Annotated in this window: 10 protein-coding genes, 1 tRNA gene and 3 pseudogenes; 4 read left to right on the top strand and 10 right to left on the bottom strand. The window is 67.2% G+C overall.

What is annotated here, in order from left to right; genetic code table 11:
* Positions 1-61: 61 nt before the first annotated feature.
* Positions 62-703, top strand: a complete 642-nt coding sequence (locus tag ACPEE0_RS20530) for an aminodeoxychorismate/anthranilate synthase component II (RefSeq protein WP_009359545.1) — start codon at positions 62-64, stop codon at positions 701-703.
* Here the strand turns inward: ACPEE0_RS20530 and pknB are convergent.
* The 7 genes and pseudogenes from pknB to ACPEE0_RS20495 all read right to left on the bottom strand — a co-directional run bounded on the left by pknB (position 700) and on the right by ACPEE0_RS20495 (position 10,070).
* A pseudogene (pknB, locus tag ACPEE0_RS20525) lies at positions 700-2,606 on the bottom strand (Stk1 family PASTA domain-containing Ser/Thr kinase). The gene ACPEE0_RS20530 and the pseudogene pknB overlap by 4 nt on opposite strands.
* A gap of 39 nt (positions 2,607-2,645) precedes the next feature.
* Positions 2,646-4,347 (bottom strand): annotated as a pseudogene (locus tag ACPEE0_RS20520) (protein kinase domain-containing protein).
* Entirely contained in the window at positions 4,344-5,804 is a 1,461-nt protein-coding gene (locus ACPEE0_RS20515) for a peptidoglycan D,D-transpeptidase FtsI family protein (protein WP_009359396.1), read from the bottom strand. The pseudogene ACPEE0_RS20520 and the gene ACPEE0_RS20515 overlap by 4 nt, the downstream one beginning before the upstream one ends.
* Positions 5,801-7,196, bottom strand: a pseudogene (locus tag ACPEE0_RS20510) (FtsW/RodA/SpoVE family cell cycle protein). Before ACPEE0_RS20510 ends, ACPEE0_RS20515 begins: the two are co-directional and overlap by 4 nt.
* Positions 7,193-8,848, bottom strand: a complete 1,656-nt coding sequence (locus ACPEE0_RS20505; RefSeq protein ID WP_424575186.1) for a PP2C family protein-serine/threonine phosphatase — start codon at positions 8,846-8,848, stop codon at positions 7,193-7,195. The pseudogene ACPEE0_RS20510 and the gene ACPEE0_RS20505 overlap by 4 nt, the downstream one beginning before the upstream one ends.
* 2 nt (positions 8,849-8,850) lie before the next feature.
* Positions 8,851-9,330, bottom strand: a complete 480-nt coding sequence (locus tag ACPEE0_RS20500; RefSeq protein WP_424575185.1) for an FHA domain-containing protein FhaB/FipA — start codon at positions 9,328-9,330, stop codon at positions 8,851-8,853.
* Complete coding sequence (locus ACPEE0_RS20495; RefSeq protein ID WP_009359400.1) at positions 9,327-10,070, bottom strand: FhaA domain-containing protein; 744 nt, start codon at positions 10,068-10,070, stop codon at positions 9,327-9,329. Before ACPEE0_RS20495 ends, ACPEE0_RS20500 begins: the two co-directional genes overlap by 4 nt.
* A gap of 375 nt (positions 10,071-10,445) precedes the next feature.
* Between ACPEE0_RS20495 and ACPEE0_RS20490 the strand changes: the two genes are divergently transcribed.
* Positions 10,446-10,528: transfer RNA gene (locus ACPEE0_RS20490), tRNA-Leu, on the top strand.
* 181 nt (positions 10,529-10,709) lie between these two features.
* Here the strand turns inward: ACPEE0_RS20490 and ACPEE0_RS20485 are convergent.
* Positions 10,710-11,414 carry a FadR/GntR family transcriptional regulator gene (locus ACPEE0_RS20485; RefSeq protein WP_009359401.1) on the bottom strand — a complete coding sequence of 235 codons (705 nt, stop codon included), beginning with the start codon at positions 11,412-11,414 and terminating at the stop codon, positions 10,710-10,712.
* 10 nt (positions 11,415-11,424) lie between these two features.
* Positions 11,425-12,552 carry an L-talarate/galactarate dehydratase gene (locus ACPEE0_RS20480; RefSeq protein WP_424575184.1) on the bottom strand — a complete coding sequence of 376 codons (1,128 nt, stop codon included), beginning with the start codon at positions 12,550-12,552 and terminating at the stop codon, positions 11,425-11,427.
* Between the two features lie 284 nt (positions 12,553-12,836).
* Here ACPEE0_RS20480 and ACPEE0_RS20475 point away from each other — a divergent pair, with 284 nt between their 5' ends.
* Positions 12,837-13,490 carry a hypothetical protein gene (locus tag ACPEE0_RS20475; protein ID WP_424575183.1) on the top strand — a complete coding sequence of 218 codons (654 nt, stop codon included), beginning with the start codon at positions 12,837-12,839 and terminating at the stop codon, positions 13,488-13,490.
* Positions 13,491-13,501: 11 nt separating this feature from the next.
* Here the strand turns inward: ACPEE0_RS20475 and ACPEE0_RS20470 are convergent, their stop codons facing one another.
* Positions 13,502-14,221, bottom strand: a complete 720-nt coding sequence (locus ACPEE0_RS20470) for a TetR/AcrR family transcriptional regulator (protein WP_424575182.1) — start codon at positions 14,219-14,221, stop codon at positions 13,502-13,504.
* A 109-nt stretch (positions 14,222-14,330) separates the two neighbouring features.
* Here ACPEE0_RS20470 and ACPEE0_RS20465 point away from each other — a divergent pair, with 109 nt between their 5' ends.
* The gene (locus ACPEE0_RS20465; protein WP_424575181.1) at positions 14,331-15,719 is read left to right on the top strand and encodes a flavin monoamine oxidase family protein; all 1,389 of its coding nucleotides are present in this window, start codon (positions 14,331-14,333) and stop codon (positions 15,717-15,719) included.
* Positions 15,720-15,786 lie beyond the last annotated feature (67 nt).

The following is a 15,786-nucleotide window of genomic DNA, read 5'->3' as shown; positions in this document are numbered from 1 at the left end:
TTCCGTGGATGTCCGAGTACACCCAGTTCACTGACTCAACGATTGGTGCAGCAAGCCAGCCATGACCACAACCAAGATCCTCGTGGTGGATAACTACGACAGCTTCGTCTACACCCTGGTGGGCTACCTCCAGGAGCTCGGCGCCGAGACCACCGTGGTCCGCAACGACGATGTCACCCTCGCCGAGGCCATCGAGCTGGCCAGCACCCGCGACGGCGTCCTGATCTCACCCGGTCCGGGCAACCCGGCCGAGGCAGGTGTCTGCATCGAACTGATCAAGTGGTGCGGGGAAAACAGCGTCCCCATGTTCGGGGTCTGCCTGGGCCACCAGGCGCTGGCCGAGGCTTTCGGCGGGAAGGTGACGCATGCCCCGGAGCTGATGCACGGCAAGACCTCCCTGGTGGAACACATCGGCACCAGTGTTTTCGCAGGACTCCCCTCCCCCGTCACGGCCACCCGCTACCACTCCCTGGCGGCAGTCCGGGAAACCATTCCGGACGTCCTGGAAGTCACTGCCCAGACGGCCTCGGGCGTGGTGATGGGACTCCAGCACCGGACCGCCCCGCTGTGCGGCGTCCAGTTCCACCCCGAATCGGTCCTGACCGAGGGCGGCTACCAGATGCTCGGCAACTGGCTGGAGTCGCTGGGCATGAAGGGCGCCGCGGCACGGGCTGCCAAGCTGAGCCCGCTCATCCAGCACTAGCCCCGTTTGGTGGGGCTCGCCGTCGGCGTTGGGGTTGCGGTGGGTGACGGCGGCGGAGGCGGCGCCTTGGCCACCACAATGCTGACCGTCTTGCCCTGTTCCACGGCGGCGTTGACTGCATCGCTCTGGTCCGTCACGCGCCCGGCCTCCACCTGGCCGTTTTCCACCTCGATGACATCAGGGACCAGGCCCAGCTCCTTGAGGGCAGCCTCGGCTTCCTCCCGCGTGCGGCCGCGCAGTTCGGGGACTGCCACCTTGCCAGTGGAGACCACCAGTTCAACAGTGGTTCCCACGCCCACCATCTGGCCGGGGGCAGGGCTGGTGGTAATGACGATTCCCGCCGGCACGGTGGCACTGTTGGCCGTGGTGGTGGACGGGGCGCCCACCAGCCCGCTCTGACGCAGCATGTCCCGGGCAGCAGCCTCCGTCTTGCCGGGAAGACTCTCCGGAATCTTGACGGCGCTGGGCCCTTCCGAGATGTTCAGGACCACTTCCGTGCCCGGGTTCAACGCACCGGATGCCGGTTCGGTGCCGATGGCGGTTCCCTTGGCAACGGTGTCATGCTGCATCCGGACAATCCTGGGCGGCAGGTCCGCTTTGTACAGTTCCTGCAACGCCGCAGACTCCGTCATCCCGGCCACGGCCGGAATCTGGACCTGCACGATGGGCGCGGGCCGGTTCACCGTGTTGTACAGCCACAGGCCGCCGCCAGCGAGGACCAGCAGGGTGACAACAACAGGGTGGCTATCCACGCACGACGGCGGGACGTCTGCCGGGTGCTCCGCTCGCTTTCCGGAGCGAACCCCAACGGCAGCGGTGCCGGGGCCGGGTCCTCCTCCTCGGCGGCGGGAACGGCGGCTGTGCCGCGGTCAGGGTATGCGGAGGTGGCGGCCAGCCGGCCGGTGGGGGCATCGTCGAGGAAGCTCGCACCGGTGGCAGCGAAGGCCTGGGTTGCCGGCGCCGCGGCCGGCACGTAGTCGTTGGGGTCGGTGGGTGCCTCCGAGGCGGGGACCGCCATGACCGGAATCCCGGACCTGGCCGCGCGGAGGGCGCGCCGGAAGGCGGCGGCGTCCTGGAACCTGTCCTCACGGTTCTTCTGCAGGGCTTTGGCCAGGACGGAGTCCAGCGCCGGGGAAACGTCGGGATTTACGCTGCTGGCGGGCTCCGGGATCTCCCTGACGTGCTGGTAGGCCACGGAGACGGGGCTGTCGCCGATGAAGGGCGGCCGGGACGTGAGCATTTCATAGAGCAGGCAGGCAGCGGAGTACAGGTCGCTGCGCGCATCCACCGTTTCACCCCGGGCCTGCTCCGGCGACAAATACTGGGCAGTGCCCACCACAGCCTGTGTCTGCGTCATGGTGGCCGAGGAGTCGGCCATGGCACGGGCAATGCCGAAATCCATGACCTTCACCGAGTCGGAGCCCTCGCAGTACATGACGTTGGCCGGTTTGATGTCGCGGTGCACAATCCCGGCCTTGTGGCTGTATTCCAGCGCTGCCAGGACGCCCAGGCAATAATCGATGGCCTGGGCGATGGTGACGCTGTTGGCGCGGATGAGCTCGCGGATGGTCTTGCCCTCCACGAATTCCATGACGATGTAGGGAACGCGGACGGACTCGGCGGAACCGTCTGGGACCGTGTGTTCCCCGGTGTCGTAGATGGCAACAATGGACGAATGGTTCAGCGCCGCCACCGCCTGTGCCTCGCGCCTGAACCGCGCCTGGAACTGGGGGTCCCGGGCCAGGTCGGGTCGCAGCAGCTTGATGGCCACGGTCCGCCCCAGCCGGGTGTCGGTACCCCGGTAGACGTCAGCCATGCCACCGCGGCCGATCAGGCCGCCCAGTTCATAGCGGCCGTTCAGGACACGCTGGTTGTCCACCGGGAGGCTGTCCTCCCGGTGCATCGGGGTGCGCGGTGACTCGTTCACTGGCTGTCCTGGGGGCTACGGCTTGCAGGTTGGCGGGGCACCCGGAAGCTCGCCGTCTGCGCAGTCAGGCAGCAGCGAGGTCGCGGTGGGCGCTGCCACCGACGACGTGGTGGGAACCGGTGTGGGCGTCGGAGTGGCAGTGGGGGTGGGTGGCGCCACGGCGTAGGTGACGGTGATGGGTGATCCCACGGGCAAGGGACCGGTCGGGTTCAGCCCCACTACCCGTCCCGGTGCGGCCTCCGAGGTCTGCAGCGGCTCAACGGTCACGGCAAGCCCCAGGTTTGACAGCTCCGACTGGACCTGGCGGTAATCCTTGCCCAGGTAGGCAGCCGGGATCACGTTGACCGTCTCCTGCGTGGGCTCCTGGGTGGGGCTCGGGGTGTTCCTCGTGGGAGTCGGCGATGCCGACGTGACGGTGGGACTGGCGGTGGTGGCCTGGGGGCTCGACGACGGCGGGCTGGACGTTGCGTTGTTGGACGGGAACAGGATTCCCTGCTGGTTCAGGAAGAACCCCACCAAGGCGAACAGCACCAGCAGGATCAGGGCGATGAGGGGCCAGGTCCAGGGGCTCCGGCCTTTCCGCTCGGGCTCATCGGCGGGCTCGTCGTCGTAAGTTGTCTCCTCCGGCACCCAGTTGCGTTCGGCAGCCAGCGCGTTGGCGCGGGCCAGCGGGCCCTGCGGGCCGTCCGCATCTGCGGCGGATGCCCCGGCAGCCCCGGCGGCGGCACCGGCAGCGGCCGCTCCGAGAACGGGCAGGGCCGAAGTGGGCGTCGGGGACGAATCCCGCGAGGCACCGATGACGCCTGTGGGTGCGGTGGCAGTGTCAACGGGCGCGGTGATGGGTCCCGTGGTGGCATCGAAAAGGAGCATGCCGGGCACGGCGGCGCGTGCTGCGTTGATGTCACCGTTGCGGATGGCCTCTGCTGCCTCGGCCAGCTTGATCGCGTTCGCCGGGCGGTCCTTCGGATCCTTGGCCAGCATCGACATCAGCAGGGCGCGGACCGGTGCAGGCAGGCTCTCCGGCAGGGGTGGCGGCGCGTCATTGACCTGCGCCAGGGCAATCGCGATCTGGGATTCCCCCGAAAAGGGCCGGTGCCCGCTGAGGCACTCGTAGCCGATGACGCCCAGTGAATAGATGTCTGATTGCCCGGTGGCGGTCTGGCCGGTGGCCTGCTCCGGCGCCAGGTACTGGGCGGTGCCCATGACCTGGCCGGTCTGGGTCAGCGGAACCTGGTCCGCGAGGCGGGCAATGCCGAAATCGGTGACCTTGACCCGGCCGTCAGGGGTGATCAGGAGGTTTCCGGGCTTCACGTCACGGTGCACCAGGCCCTGTGCGTGGGCAACGGCCAGGGCGCGGGCGGTCTGGGCAATGATGGACAGCGTGCGGTCCGGGACAGCACCTGCTCGCGCTCGATGATGGTGCTCAGCGGCTGCCCGGGAACGAGCTCCATGACGAGGTAGGCCGAGCCCTCCTCCTCGCCGTAGTCGAAGACGTTGGCGATGCCCACGTGGTTCAGGAGGGCGGTGTGGCGGGCCTCCGCGCGGAACCGCTGGAGGAAGCCGGGGTCACCGGTGTATTCCTCCTTGAGTACCTTGATCGCGACGATGCGGCCCAGGACCAGGTCTTTCGCCTTCCAGACTTCCCCATGCCGCCGATCGCGATCCGCGTGGTCAGCTGGAATCTGCCGCCGAGGGTGATTCCGGTTGTAGGCCTCACTTATTCAACACCGCCTCAAAAATTCTCTTCGCGTTCGGACTGGTCAGCTGTGCGCCGGTGTTGATGTCTACGCCCTCCATGACGATGGTGACACCCACCTGCGGATTGTTTGCGGGGGCAAATCCCGTAAACCATGAGTTGTTGGTTCCGTTGCCGAGCTCCGCCGTTCCGGTCTTGCCCGCCACCTGGACGCCCGGAACGCCCGCACGGTTTGCGATGCCTTCGCTGACCGCGCTGACCATCCACTCGGTGATCTGGTTGGCGATGGCAGGGGTGGTGGAAGTGCGCAGCTGCTTGGGCTGTGGCTCATCGATGACGCGGAGGTCCGGGGAGCGCAGGGTCTTGATGAGGTTGGGCTGCATCTGCACGCCGTCATTCGCGATGGCCGCAGTCATCATGGCCACCTGCAGCGGCGTGGCGCGGACGTCCTTCTGGCCGATGACGGACTGCGCCAGGCCGGGGCCGTCCAGGTCATCCGGGAAGGTGTTGCCGCTGGCGTAGTCGAGCTTCAGCTGGTCACCCATGTCCTGGCCGAAGCCGAACTTCTCGGCCTGGTCGGCGATGGCGTCGCGGCCAAGATCCAGGGCAATGCTGGCGAAGGGAGTGTTGCAGGACTGCTGCAGGGCGAAAGCGAAGCTGGCCGTGTCCCGGGTGTAGCAGTTGCCGCCCGCATAGTTGGGCAGGCGGTACTGGATGCCTTCGAACGGCAGCTCGGCCGGGTTGGGAAGCTCGCTGTCCTTGTTGTACTTTCCGGACGCCAGGGCCGCGGCAGTATCCACCAGCTTGAACACGGAGCCCGGAGCCAGCAGCTCGCCCGTGGGACCGCTGACGTTCGGATTCAGGTTGATCCCGGGCACCTTGACCAGTTCATTCATGCTGGCGGCTGCAGCCGCGAGATCCTGGGTGGCCACGAGGTTGGGGTCGTAGGACGGCTTGGACACCATGGCCAGGATGGCGCCGGTCTTGGGGTTGGTGACCACAATGGATCCCCGCTGTCCATCCGGGATCAGGCTGTAGGCGAGCTGCTGGATCTCAGGATCGATGGTGAGCTCCACCGAAGCACCCTTGGGCTGGTTGCCGAGGAACAGCTGCCCCACCCGGTCCAGGAAGAGCTGGTCCGAGTTGCCCGCCAGTTCACCGCCCATGGACTGCTCCAGGCCGGTGGCACCGAAGTTCTGCGAGAAGTACCCGGTGATGCCCGCGTACAGCTCCGGCTGCGGGTAAGTGCGCTGGAAAGCACAGGTCTCCGAGCCGCTTTCCACCGATTCAGCCACCGGGGAGCCGCCGACGACGATGGCGCCCCGGTCGTTGCAGAAACTCTGCAGGACAGCCCGCTGGTTCCACGGGTTTGCCTTGAGTTCGTCAGCGCCGATCACCTGGACGTAGCTGATGGCGCCGAAGATCAGGGCGAACATGGCGACGGCCGCCACCCATGAATGCCGGATTGCCTGGTTCACAGGTGCTTCACCGCCTCGGTTGGAGTGTCAATGCCGGTTGCTTCCGATCCCTTGGCCGGCGGCAGTGGCGTGGTGTCCACGGGGCCGCGGGCGGTGTGCGAAATCATCAGGAGCAGGCCAACAATGATCCAGTTGGCCAGCAGCGAGGAGCCGCCCGCCGCCAGGAACGGCGTGGTCAGGCCGGTCAGGGGGATCAGGCGCGTCACGCCGCCGATCACCACGAAGCACTGCAGCGCCACAGCGAAGGACAGGCCGCACGCGAGGAGCTTTCCGAACGCGTCCCGGGTGCCCAGCGCCGCGCGGAACCCGCGGGTGAACAGCAGGAGGTACATCAGGACGACGGCGAACAGGCCAATGAGCCCCAGCTCTTCACCCAGGGACGCGATGATCATGTCACTGTTGGCGAACGAACAGGTCCGGCCGCCCCTGCCCGAGTCCGGTGCCCACCAGGCCGCCGTTGGCCATGCCGAAGAGGCCCTGGACGATCTGCAGGCTGCCTCCCGGGGAGCGTCCGTAGACCTCCTCGGTGAACGCGTTCAGCCAGCCGTAGATCCGGAGTTCCACGTGGGAAAACACCTGGGCCGCAACGAACCCGCCCCCGGCGATGAGGGCCAGGCCGATCACCACCCAGCTGATCCGGCTGGTGGCCACGTAGATCATGACGATGAACAGGCCGAAGAAAAGAATGGAGGAGCCGAGGTCGCGCTGGAAGATGAGCACGCCGATGCTGACCAGCCAGGCAGTGATCATCGGGCCCATGTCCTTGAACCGCGGGAACTGCAGCGGGCCCACCTTCCGGCCGGCCAGCAGGATGAGGTCGCGGTTGGAGGACAGATACCCGGCGAAGAATATGGCCAGGGTGATCTTGGCGACCTCGCCGGGCTGGAACGTCATGGGCCCGAGCCGGATCCATACGCGGGCGCCGAGGATCTCACCGGCGCTGATGCCAGGCACGAGGGGCAGGATCAGCAGGAGCGCACTCGCGGCCAGGGAGATGAAGGTGAAGCGGCGCAGGATCCGGTGGTCCTTGAGGAACCAGATCACGGCGATGGCCACGGCCATGGCGATCAGGGTCCAGCGCAGCTGGTTGTTTCCGGTGTCCTCGCCGGGTGCGTCCAGGCGGTGGATCATGGCCAGGCCGATCCCGTTCAGGGCCACCACAATTGGAAGTATTACCGGATCGGCATATTTGGCGCGGAAGCGGAGGACGCCGTGGAAGACCAGTGCCGCCACTGCCAGCAGGCTGGACTGGAACCAGAAATCGGAGTCGAAGGCCTTTTCCTGGTCGACGCCCACCAGCATGTTGGCGCCGATGCCGACGGCCAGAGCCAGCAGAAGCAGTGCGAGCTCGACGTTGCGGCGCGGTTTGGGAAGGGTGCTGAGCTGGCTCATTGGCCCACCTCGCAGGTAACAGTGGGTGAGGGGGACGGGCTGGCCGCAGCGGGCGCAGCAGGATCAGTGGGGGCGGGCGCCGCCGGATCCGTGGGGGCCGGGGCCGGCGCTGACGGTGCCGCACCGGCCGACGGGGACGGGCATTCGTCCTCGGGGGACGTGGTGCCCGTCAGCTCGAGGTTCTTCACGATCCGCTGCGCGTCGTAAAGGTCGTTGGCAGGAACTGTCTGCCGGACCCGCTGCTGGGAGAACGGCGGCAGGGAGTCCATCCGGATCTCGGTGACCGCTTCCAGGCTGGACAGCTGGATGGGCCCGAGCCGCTGGGAAACCCCGTTGAAGATTGCGACCCGGGAATCGTACTCGCCGATGTAGTAGCGGGTCTGGGTCCAGGCATAGCCCAGCCACAAGCCCACGGTCAGGACCACCAGGAGGGCGGCCGCGATGGACCAGGTGACCCAGCGGCGGGGTTTCAGCGGCACAAGGGTTTCGTCGTCATCGCCGGTGAGCGGTTCGGCTTTGTGGGTGAGGACGGTTGCGGCCCGCCGGGCGACAGTCCGTCCGCCGATAGTGGGGATGGACCCGGATTCGGCAGCAGCCGCTGCGGCCCCGACGAGCTCATGCGGCCTGCTGGAAAGTTCTTCCCGGAGGACCTCGGCGGTGAGGTGCTCGCCGAGGTGCGGATCGGTGGAGCCGGGCTCCACGACGCTGGACCCGGCGCGTTCGGTGGGCTTCCCGCCGCCCCCGGCTTCGGCGGCATCGTCCGTGCCGGTGTCCGGAGCCTTCGCTTCGGCCTCAGGCGTGCGCGGCGCCTCGGCCGCGGGAGCAGGCTTGGTGCCCACAACGGGGGTGATGACGTCGACGGCGGCGGTACTGACGTCGTCGGGCGTTTCTTCAACGATCTCCACCATCACCACGGTGACATTGTCCGGGGAGCCGGCCTCGAGGGTCAGTTCCACAAGGGTTTCCACGCACTCGCGGAGGTCCTTGGTTTCCTTGACCGTGCGCTCCACGGCATGCCCCGCGACGTAATTGAGCCCGTCGGAGCAGAGCAGCCAGCGGTCGCCCGGTTTGACGTCGAGGGTGTCAAGGTCCAGTTCTGGGCTCGCGTCCACGTCGCCGAGGACCCGCATGAGCACGTTCTTATGCGGGTGGCTTTCCGCTTCCTCTGGCTTGAGCCGGCCCTCGTCGATGAGCCGCTGGACGAACGTGTGGTCCACGCTGACCTGCTTGAACTCGCCGTCGCGGAGGCGGTAGGCGCGGGAGTCGCCGATGTGGGCGAAATGCAGCTTGCCCTCGGCGAGCAGCAGTGCCGTAACCGTGGTGCCCATCCCGGCCAGCTTCGGGTTGATGTGCACCAGTTCGGAGAGCAGGGAGTTCGCGGTCTGGATTTCGTCCGCGAGGATGGTGCCGGCATCCCCGTCGTAGTCCGGGCGGTCCAGGTGGATCATGTCCAGGACGGTGGCAGCGGAGGCAACGTCGCCTCCCGCATGGCCGCCCATGCCGTCAGCCACGACGGCCAGGTGGCGTCCCGCGTATGCCGAATCGTCGTTCTTCGACCGGATCCGGCCCACATCGGAGCGCGCGGCAAAGCGCATGATGAGGTGCCGCTCCGCGGGCTTCTGCCCGTCTGCGGTGTTCTCTGGGACGGCCATGGCTATGGCCTCAATTCGATGACCGTCTTGCCGATTCTCACAGGTACGCCTGGCTCAACGGGGAGGGCACGGGTCAGTTGCTGGTCCGCGAGGTAGGTTCCGTTGGTGGAACCCAGGTCCTCGATGAACCAGCGGCTGCCCTGGGGAAACAGCCTGGCGTGGCGGCCCGAGGCATAGTCGTCCTCGAGGACCAGGGTGGCCTCCTGGGCGCGTCCCAGCAGGATGGGGCTGGCGGCCAGCGGTACCGAGGTTCCCTTCAACGGCCCCTCAACCACCACCAGCTGCCGGGCCTGCTGTTTGGCGGGCGCGGGCGGGGTTTCGAGATCCGGGTTCTTGCGGACCTGCCGTGCACTGGGCACCCCGGATGCTGCCTTGCGCCCGACCATGAGGTCGCGGCGCATGGCGGAAACAATGCTGAAGATGAGCACCCACAGGAGCAGGAGGAACCCAAACCGCAGCGCGGTAATGGTGAGGTCGCTCATGCGTGGCCACCCGGGCTGGCTGGAAGCAGGCGGAAAATGATCTTTGTCCGTCCCATCGTGATGGTGGAGCCGTCGGTAAGTTCGGTGCTTCCGGAAACTTTCTGCCCGTTGACGTAGCTCCCGTTGGTGGAGCCCATGTCCACGGCAGTGGAGACACCGTTCGCGGTGCGGATCTCAAGGTGGCGGCGCGAGACGCCCGTGTCCTCCACGTGGATATCGGCTTCGGAGGAGCGGCCGAGCACGATGGACGGGGCGTTGAGCGAATAGCGCTGCCCGTCGATGTCCAGCACGGGCTGGAGCCGGACCGGCTGGCGGCTGGGCGCGGCCGGAACGCTGGGCCGGGCGGGAGCAGCGGCCTGGGCGGCGCCCGATTTCTCCGTGGAGGAGACGATCTCGAAGTCTCCTGCCCGCAGTTCCGTATCCCGGCGGAAGGAGATCCGGACGGGGCCCTGCAGCGTGTAGCCCTGGCCGCGGACGTGGTTGATGACAACGTCGCAGAGTTCCTCGGCCAGCGGGGTGCCCCATTCCTGGGCCCTGCGGAAGTCGTCGTCGCTGAGCTGCACGTCGAAGACGTTGGGTGCCAGCGTCCGCCCGGCCGTGATGGTCAGCGCCCTGTGGTCCACTTCCCGGCGCAGCCGGCTGGCGATTTCCACTGGTTCAACCTGGGCTTTGGATCCGGTGGAGAAGACGCCCCGGACAGCCTTTTCAATGCCGCGTTCAACTTTGTCCAGCAGGCCCATGGTTCTTCTCCTTTCCCCCCGGATACGGGGCAGTCCTGGTTCCGGAACTTCTCTTTACGTGCAATGCACAACCCGGCAGTGCACCTGCATGACGCAGCCGCCGCTACATCCGATACTACTGGGCAGGCCTGTGAATGACCTTAATCCACAACGGCCCGCCGCCCGGAAAAGTTCATGCCCAGGGGTCCCGGGCATCTTGTCCGGCGGCCGTTTTACCTGCGCGGGGACTGGGAATAGCGGGTGTCTGTATGGGGTTTCACACAGCCCGGCGGAGGCCAATTGGTGTTTTGCGGCATGTGTCCGTTATGCTTGATCTCGCTGCTTTTACAAGACTGCGAATCCGGGAAACCGGTGCGGTCCGGTGGAAGAAGTTGCGCGCGAGTGGCGGAACGGCAGACGCGCTGGCTTCAGGTGCCAGTGTCCGAAAGGGCGTGGGGGTTCAAATCCCCCCTCGCGCACGCAAATGAAAGAGCCCCGGTCTTCAGGACCGGGGCTCTTTTGCGTTGTCTTCTGGTCTTGATTCCCGGGCCTGTTCGCGCATCAGTGCCTTCAGGATTCCGATGCGCGAACAAGCTTAGGCGCGGGCTGCAGGGTGCAGGCGTACGACGGCGGGAGGCCGCCAGGGTGCTTGGGCCCGGATTATCCGGACGTGCGCGCGGAAGCCTTGAACCGGCGTCGTGAGTTGGCCAGGTGGCTGCGCATGGCGGCGGCCGCCGCAGCCTCATCGCCGTCGGCGATGGCGTCGGCGATGGAACGGTGCTCCTGCACCACCTGGTCGAAGTGGTCCCGGGCATAGTGCTCGACGCCGGTCATCAGGCGGGTGCGCGGCATCGCGATCATCGTCTGCCCCAGGGCGGCGAGGCAGTCGGAGTAGTACGGGTTGCCGGAGGCGGCGGCCACCGCCCGGTGGAACTCGAAATCGGATTTCATGGCGTGGGCCGGGTGCCCGGCGCTGGCGGTGAACTCTTCGAGTGCCGCCTGGACCGCACGCAACTGCCGTTCGGTGTGGTTGCGTGCGGCCAGCGCGGCTGCCTCCGTTTCCACGCCCATCCTGAATGCCAGCAGGTGCAGCCGATCCTCCGTGGTGGCCACCGGACGGGCCCCCGGCGCTGCGGCGGGCCCGTCCGAGGGTGGAGTGAGGGCGAAGCTGCCGCGGCCGCGCTCGGTTTCCACCAGTCCCTCGGCCTGGAGCCGGGTGAGGGCGGCACGCACCACCGTGCGGCTGACGCCAAAATCGCTGATGAGCGTGTTTTCACTGGGCAGCTTCTCACCGGGCTGGATGATGCCGTCAACGATGCGGTTGCGAAGGTCGGCGGCAAGGTCCGCGGTGAGGTTCCGGCTCATGGCTTCAAGATTACGCGCCGAACTCCGCTGATTCGGTGGTCCAGGCGCGCGCCTGGTCACTGAGGGTGACGCCGAGTCCCGGCCGGTCCGGCACGATCATCCGGCCGTCCTTGGTTTCAAGGCGCTCATTGAACAGGGGGTCCAGCCAGTCGAAGTGCTCCACCCACGGCTCGCGCGGATAGGCCGCAGCCAGGTGCAGGTGGATCTCCATGGCGAAGTGCGGGGCAAGGCCCAGGCCGCGTTCGTCCGCGAGGGCGGCGAGGCGCAGGAACTGGGTGATGCCGCCGACGCGCGGGGCGTCCGGCTGGATGATGTCGCAGCCGTTGGCGGCGATGAGGCCCTTGTGCTCGGCCACGGAGGCGAGCATCTCGCCGGTGGCGATGGGCGTGTCCAGCACCTGGGCGAGATGGGCGTGGCCTTCGAAATCGTAGGCGTCCAGGGGTTCCTCGATCCAGATGAGGTTGAATTCCTCAAGCTGGCGGCCCAAGCGCAGTGCCGTCGCCCGGTCCCACTGCTGGTTGGCGTCCACCATCAACGGGACGTCCCAGCCGATGTGCTCGCGGATGCCCGCCACGCGGCGGAGGTCTTCCTTGCTGTCCGGCAGGCCCACCTTGATCTTGATGCCGCCGATGCCTTCGTCGAGGGACTGCGTGGCGCGGGCCTTCACCTCGTCGAGGGTGGCATTCAGGAAGCCGCCGGAGGTGTTGTAGGTCTGGACGGAGTCGCGGTAGGAGCCGAGGAGCTTGGCCAGGGGGAGTCCGGCGCGCTTGGCCTTGAGGTCGTACAGGGCGATGTCGATGGCGGCGAGGGCCTGGGTGGCGACGCCGGACCGGCCCACCGAAGCGCCCGCCCAGAGGAGCTTGGTGTAAAGCTTGCCGATGTCGTTGGGGTCCTCGCCGATGATTCCCTCGGCAACTTCCTTGGCGTGGGCGTACTGGGCCGGACCGCCTGCGCGCTTGGAGTAGCTGAAGCCGAGGCCGGTGTGGCCTTGTTCGGTGGTGATCTCGGCGAAGAGGAAGACCACTTCCGTCATTGGCTTCTGGCGGCCGGTGAACACTTTGGCGTCGCTGATGGGCACGGCGAGCGGGAGGCGGGCGGTGGACAGTTTGACGTGCCGGATCAGGTCGACGGTGCTCATGGATTCTCCTAGTGAAGGGATGCTGGGCGCCATCGCCCTCCCTCATAGGATACAAGTAACTAACTTATAGTACAAGTACTTCCAGGGGTGGCGATTGGCCAGGGCCCGACAGTGGAATGTAACGTTTAGGTCACCGGTCGGAGCGCACGCCCGGCGAAGCATCATTGCTGCTTCTGGGTGCTATGCCCCTGGGGTGCCCCTCCGTTACCAGGCCGGAAACCGTTCCAGGCGGGAACCTCTCGAGGCCTGCCGCTCCGCACTCCCATGAAGAGGCTTTGTTTTCCATGCGCAGGAATTATCTGCTGGCCACCGGTACGCTCTTTGCTCTGTTCGTGACCACCGCGTGCACCTCACCCGGTCCGACGGCGGCGGCAGATCCGGAGCAAGCCGGGACCACGGCCAGCGCCGACGCCGCTGCGGTGGGTACCAGCCAATTGGCGGCGGCTGCGAGGGCTAGGGCCGCGGCGGACAGGAAGACCGCGGACGAGGCTGCCGCCCAGGCGAAAGCGGAAGCCGATGCGAAGGCTGACGCCGACGCGGAAGCAGAAGCCCAGGCGAAGGCAGAAGCCGAGGCGAAAGCGGAGACAGGCGCCGCGCAGGCGGGGGAGGCCGCTGCAGCCGGGCAGGCCCCCGACGTCGAGGGGACGCCTCAGGATGCGGGCGGCGGAACCGCCGCGGCTTCTCCTGCTCCGGTGGCGGCGGTGCCGACTACGACCGGCCAACCGGCTGCGCCATCCCCCGCGCCCACCCCCGTGAACGGACCGGCAGCAGGCTCCATCCCCACGCTGCCAGCGGAGGACCCCACGTGCCTCCATGCCCTGGCGGACGTGGGAGCGGTGATCGGCGGCCTGTTAGGCGAAGACGCCGGGCCGGATGCGAGCCTCCTCGGGGACATCAGCTGCGAAGTCACTGGCGGGGGCGAGGTCGCAGGGGATTAGGGCGGACCGGTTCAGCCCGCCTGCCCCCGCAGCGCCCCCAGTCCCGAGATGAGCGCCTCCAGCCCCAGGCCGAACGCCGTGTCGGCGGGGCGCCCGGGGCCAGCGGAACTGCGGACTGCGGCGGTGAAGTGCGGGTTCGCCTCGGCCATCGACCCCGGCTCGAAGATGTCTCCCGGGGCCGTCACGTCATAGGCGGATCCGAAGATAAAGGACTCCAGTGCCACGATCGCGGACACAATCCGCTCCTCCGGGAAGCCGGCGTCCAGGAACCCCTTGCTCACCGTCTCGTACATTGCCAGGGTCTGCGGTGCGTCCGTTACGGGCAGCACGGCAATGACCGGAATCAGGGGAGTGTGCTCGGCAAAGACGTCCCGGTAGCTCCAGGCCCAGGTGCGCACCGCATCCTCCCAGGACTTCGAGCCGAACGCCGAGACATCCACCAACGACGTCAGGTGGTCCTCCACCAGCAGCAGCACGTCGCGCTTAGACGCCACGTGGTTGTACAGGGCCGACGGCGCCACCTCCAGCTGCTTCGCCAGCGCCGCCATGGTGAGCCCGTCGTAGCCCTTGCGACTGATCAGGTCCAGGGCCGCCGTCGTAATGCCTGCTTTGTCCAGCACCGCAGCCGATGGCCGGCCGGCCCGCCGGCGCCCCGTCCCGGTCCCCGCGGTGCGTCCTTCTTCGGCTGATACTGCCGGCATTCCTGCCCTTTCTTTGGTGGTCCCCAGCATTATTCCACCCGGGCACTTCCGGTCCCGGCCACTACCAGCTATAGTTTTACTAAATGAACGGCATTCATTTAGTGCTCCCGGTCACTTCGCGGGAGGCAGAGAGGACATCATGCTGAACCTGAACCGCGACGTCGTCGTCGTTGGCGCCGGTCCCTCCGGACTCACCGCGGCCCGGGAGCTCAAGAAGGCCGGGCTCACCGTCGCCGTGCTCGAGGCCCGCGACCGTGTGGGCGGCCGTACCTGGACCGATACCGTGGACGGCGCCATGCTCGAAATCGGCGGCCAGTGGGTCTCCCCGGACCAGACCGTACTCCTGGACCTTCTCGACGAGCTCGGACTCGAGACCTACCCCCGCTACCGCCAGGGCGAATCCGTCTACATCGGCTCCGACGGCATCCCCGTCCGCTACACCGGCGACACCTTCCCGGTGGATCCCGCAACCAAGGCCGAAATGGACCGCCTGGTCGCCCTGCTCGACGGGCTCGCCGCGGAAATCGGCGCCACCGAACCCTGGGCCCACCCCAAGGCGCGGGAACTGGACACCATCTCCTTCCACCACTGGCTGCGGCAGAACTCCGCCAATGAGGAAGCCTGCAAGAACATCGGCCTGTTCATCGCCGGCGGCATGCTCACGAAGCCGGCCCACGCCTTCTCGGCACTGCAGGCCGTGCTGATGGCAGCCTCGGCTGGCTCATTCACCCACCTGACCGACGAGGACTTCATCCTGGACCGCCGCGTGGTGGGCGGCATGCAGCAGGTCTCCCTGCTGCAGGCGCAGGAACTGGGCGACGACGTCGTCCTGAATACCCCGGTGCGCACCATCAACTGGGAGCCGGACGCCGACGGCGGCCACCGCGTCACCGTCGAATCGGACCGCGCCACCGTCAACGCCCGGTTCGTGATCATGGCCGTCCCGCCCAACCTGTACTCCCGCGTCTCCTTCAACCCGCCGCTGCCCCGCCGGCAGCACCAGATGCACCAGCACCAGTCCCTGGGCCTGGTCATCAAGGTCCACGCCGTCTACGACCGCCCGTTCTGGCGCGACAAAGGCCTTTGTGGCACGGGCTTCGGCGCCGACGCCCTGGTCCAGGAGGTCTACGACAACACCAACCACGGCGACACCCGCGGCACCCTGGTGGGCTTCGTCTCCGATGAAAAGGCCGACGCCGTCTTCGAGTTGGGTGCCGAAGACCGCAAGAAGGCGATCCTGGCCTCCATCGCAGGCTTCCTCGGCGACGAGGCACTCACGCCCGAGGTCTACTACGAGTCCGACTGGGGCTCGGAGGAATGGACCCGCGGCGCCTACGCCGCCAGCTACGACCTGGGCGGCCTGCACCGTTACGGCAAGGACCAGCTAACCCCCGTCGGCCCCATCTACTGGGCCTCCTCCGACCTCGCCGCCGAAGGCTACCAGCACGTGGATGGCGCCATCCGGATCGGCCGTCAGACCGCCGCCCGGATCGCCGAAGTGGCAAAGGTGGCTGTCGCCGTCGGGTAGCAAATAAGCATGCTTACTAATAGGCTTGCCAGTGGGGAGCGTCCCCTATGCAGACAAGCGAGGTGAG

The organism is Arthrobacter sp. SD76 (genome assembly GCF_049726125.1).
Taxonomy (GTDB): Bacteria; Actinomycetota; Actinomycetes; order Actinomycetales; family Micrococcaceae; genus Arthrobacter; species Arthrobacter nitrophenolicus.
This window is presented reverse-complemented; position numbering and strand designations above follow the sequence as displayed.

Coding starts and splice junctions, on each gene's coding strand:
- ACPEE0_RS20530 (WP_009359545.1), top strand. CDS start 62: ATGACCACAACCAAGATCCTCGTGGTGGATAACTACGACAGCTTCGTC.
- ACPEE0_RS20475 (WP_424575183.1), top strand. CDS start 12,837: ATGCGCAGGAATTATCTGCTGGCCACCGGTACGCTCTTTGCTCTGTTC.
- ACPEE0_RS20465 (WP_424575181.1), top strand. CDS start 14,331: ATGCTGAACCTGAACCGCGACGTCGTCGTCGTTGGCGCCGGTCCCTCC.
- ACPEE0_RS20470 (WP_424575182.1), bottom strand. CDS start 14,221: ATGCTGGGGACCACCAAAGAAAGGGCAGGAATGCCGGCAGTATCAGCC.
- ACPEE0_RS20495 (WP_009359400.1), bottom strand. CDS start 10,070: ATGGGCCTGCTGGACAAAGTTGAACGCGGCATTGAAAAGGCTGTCCGG.
- ACPEE0_RS20480 (WP_424575184.1), bottom strand. CDS start 12,552: ATGAGCACCGTCGACCTGATCCGGCACGTCAAACTGTCCACCGCCCGC.
- ACPEE0_RS20505 (WP_424575186.1), bottom strand. CDS start 8,848: ATGGCCGTCCCAGAGAACACCGCAGACGGGCAGAAGCCCGCGGAGCGG.
- ACPEE0_RS20485 (WP_009359401.1), bottom strand. CDS start 11,414: ATGAGCCGGAACCTCACCGCGGACCTTGCCGCCGACCTTCGCAACCGC.
- ACPEE0_RS20500 (WP_424575185.1), bottom strand. CDS start 9,330: ATGAGCGACCTCACCATTACCGCGCTGCGGTTTGGGTTCCTCCTGCTC.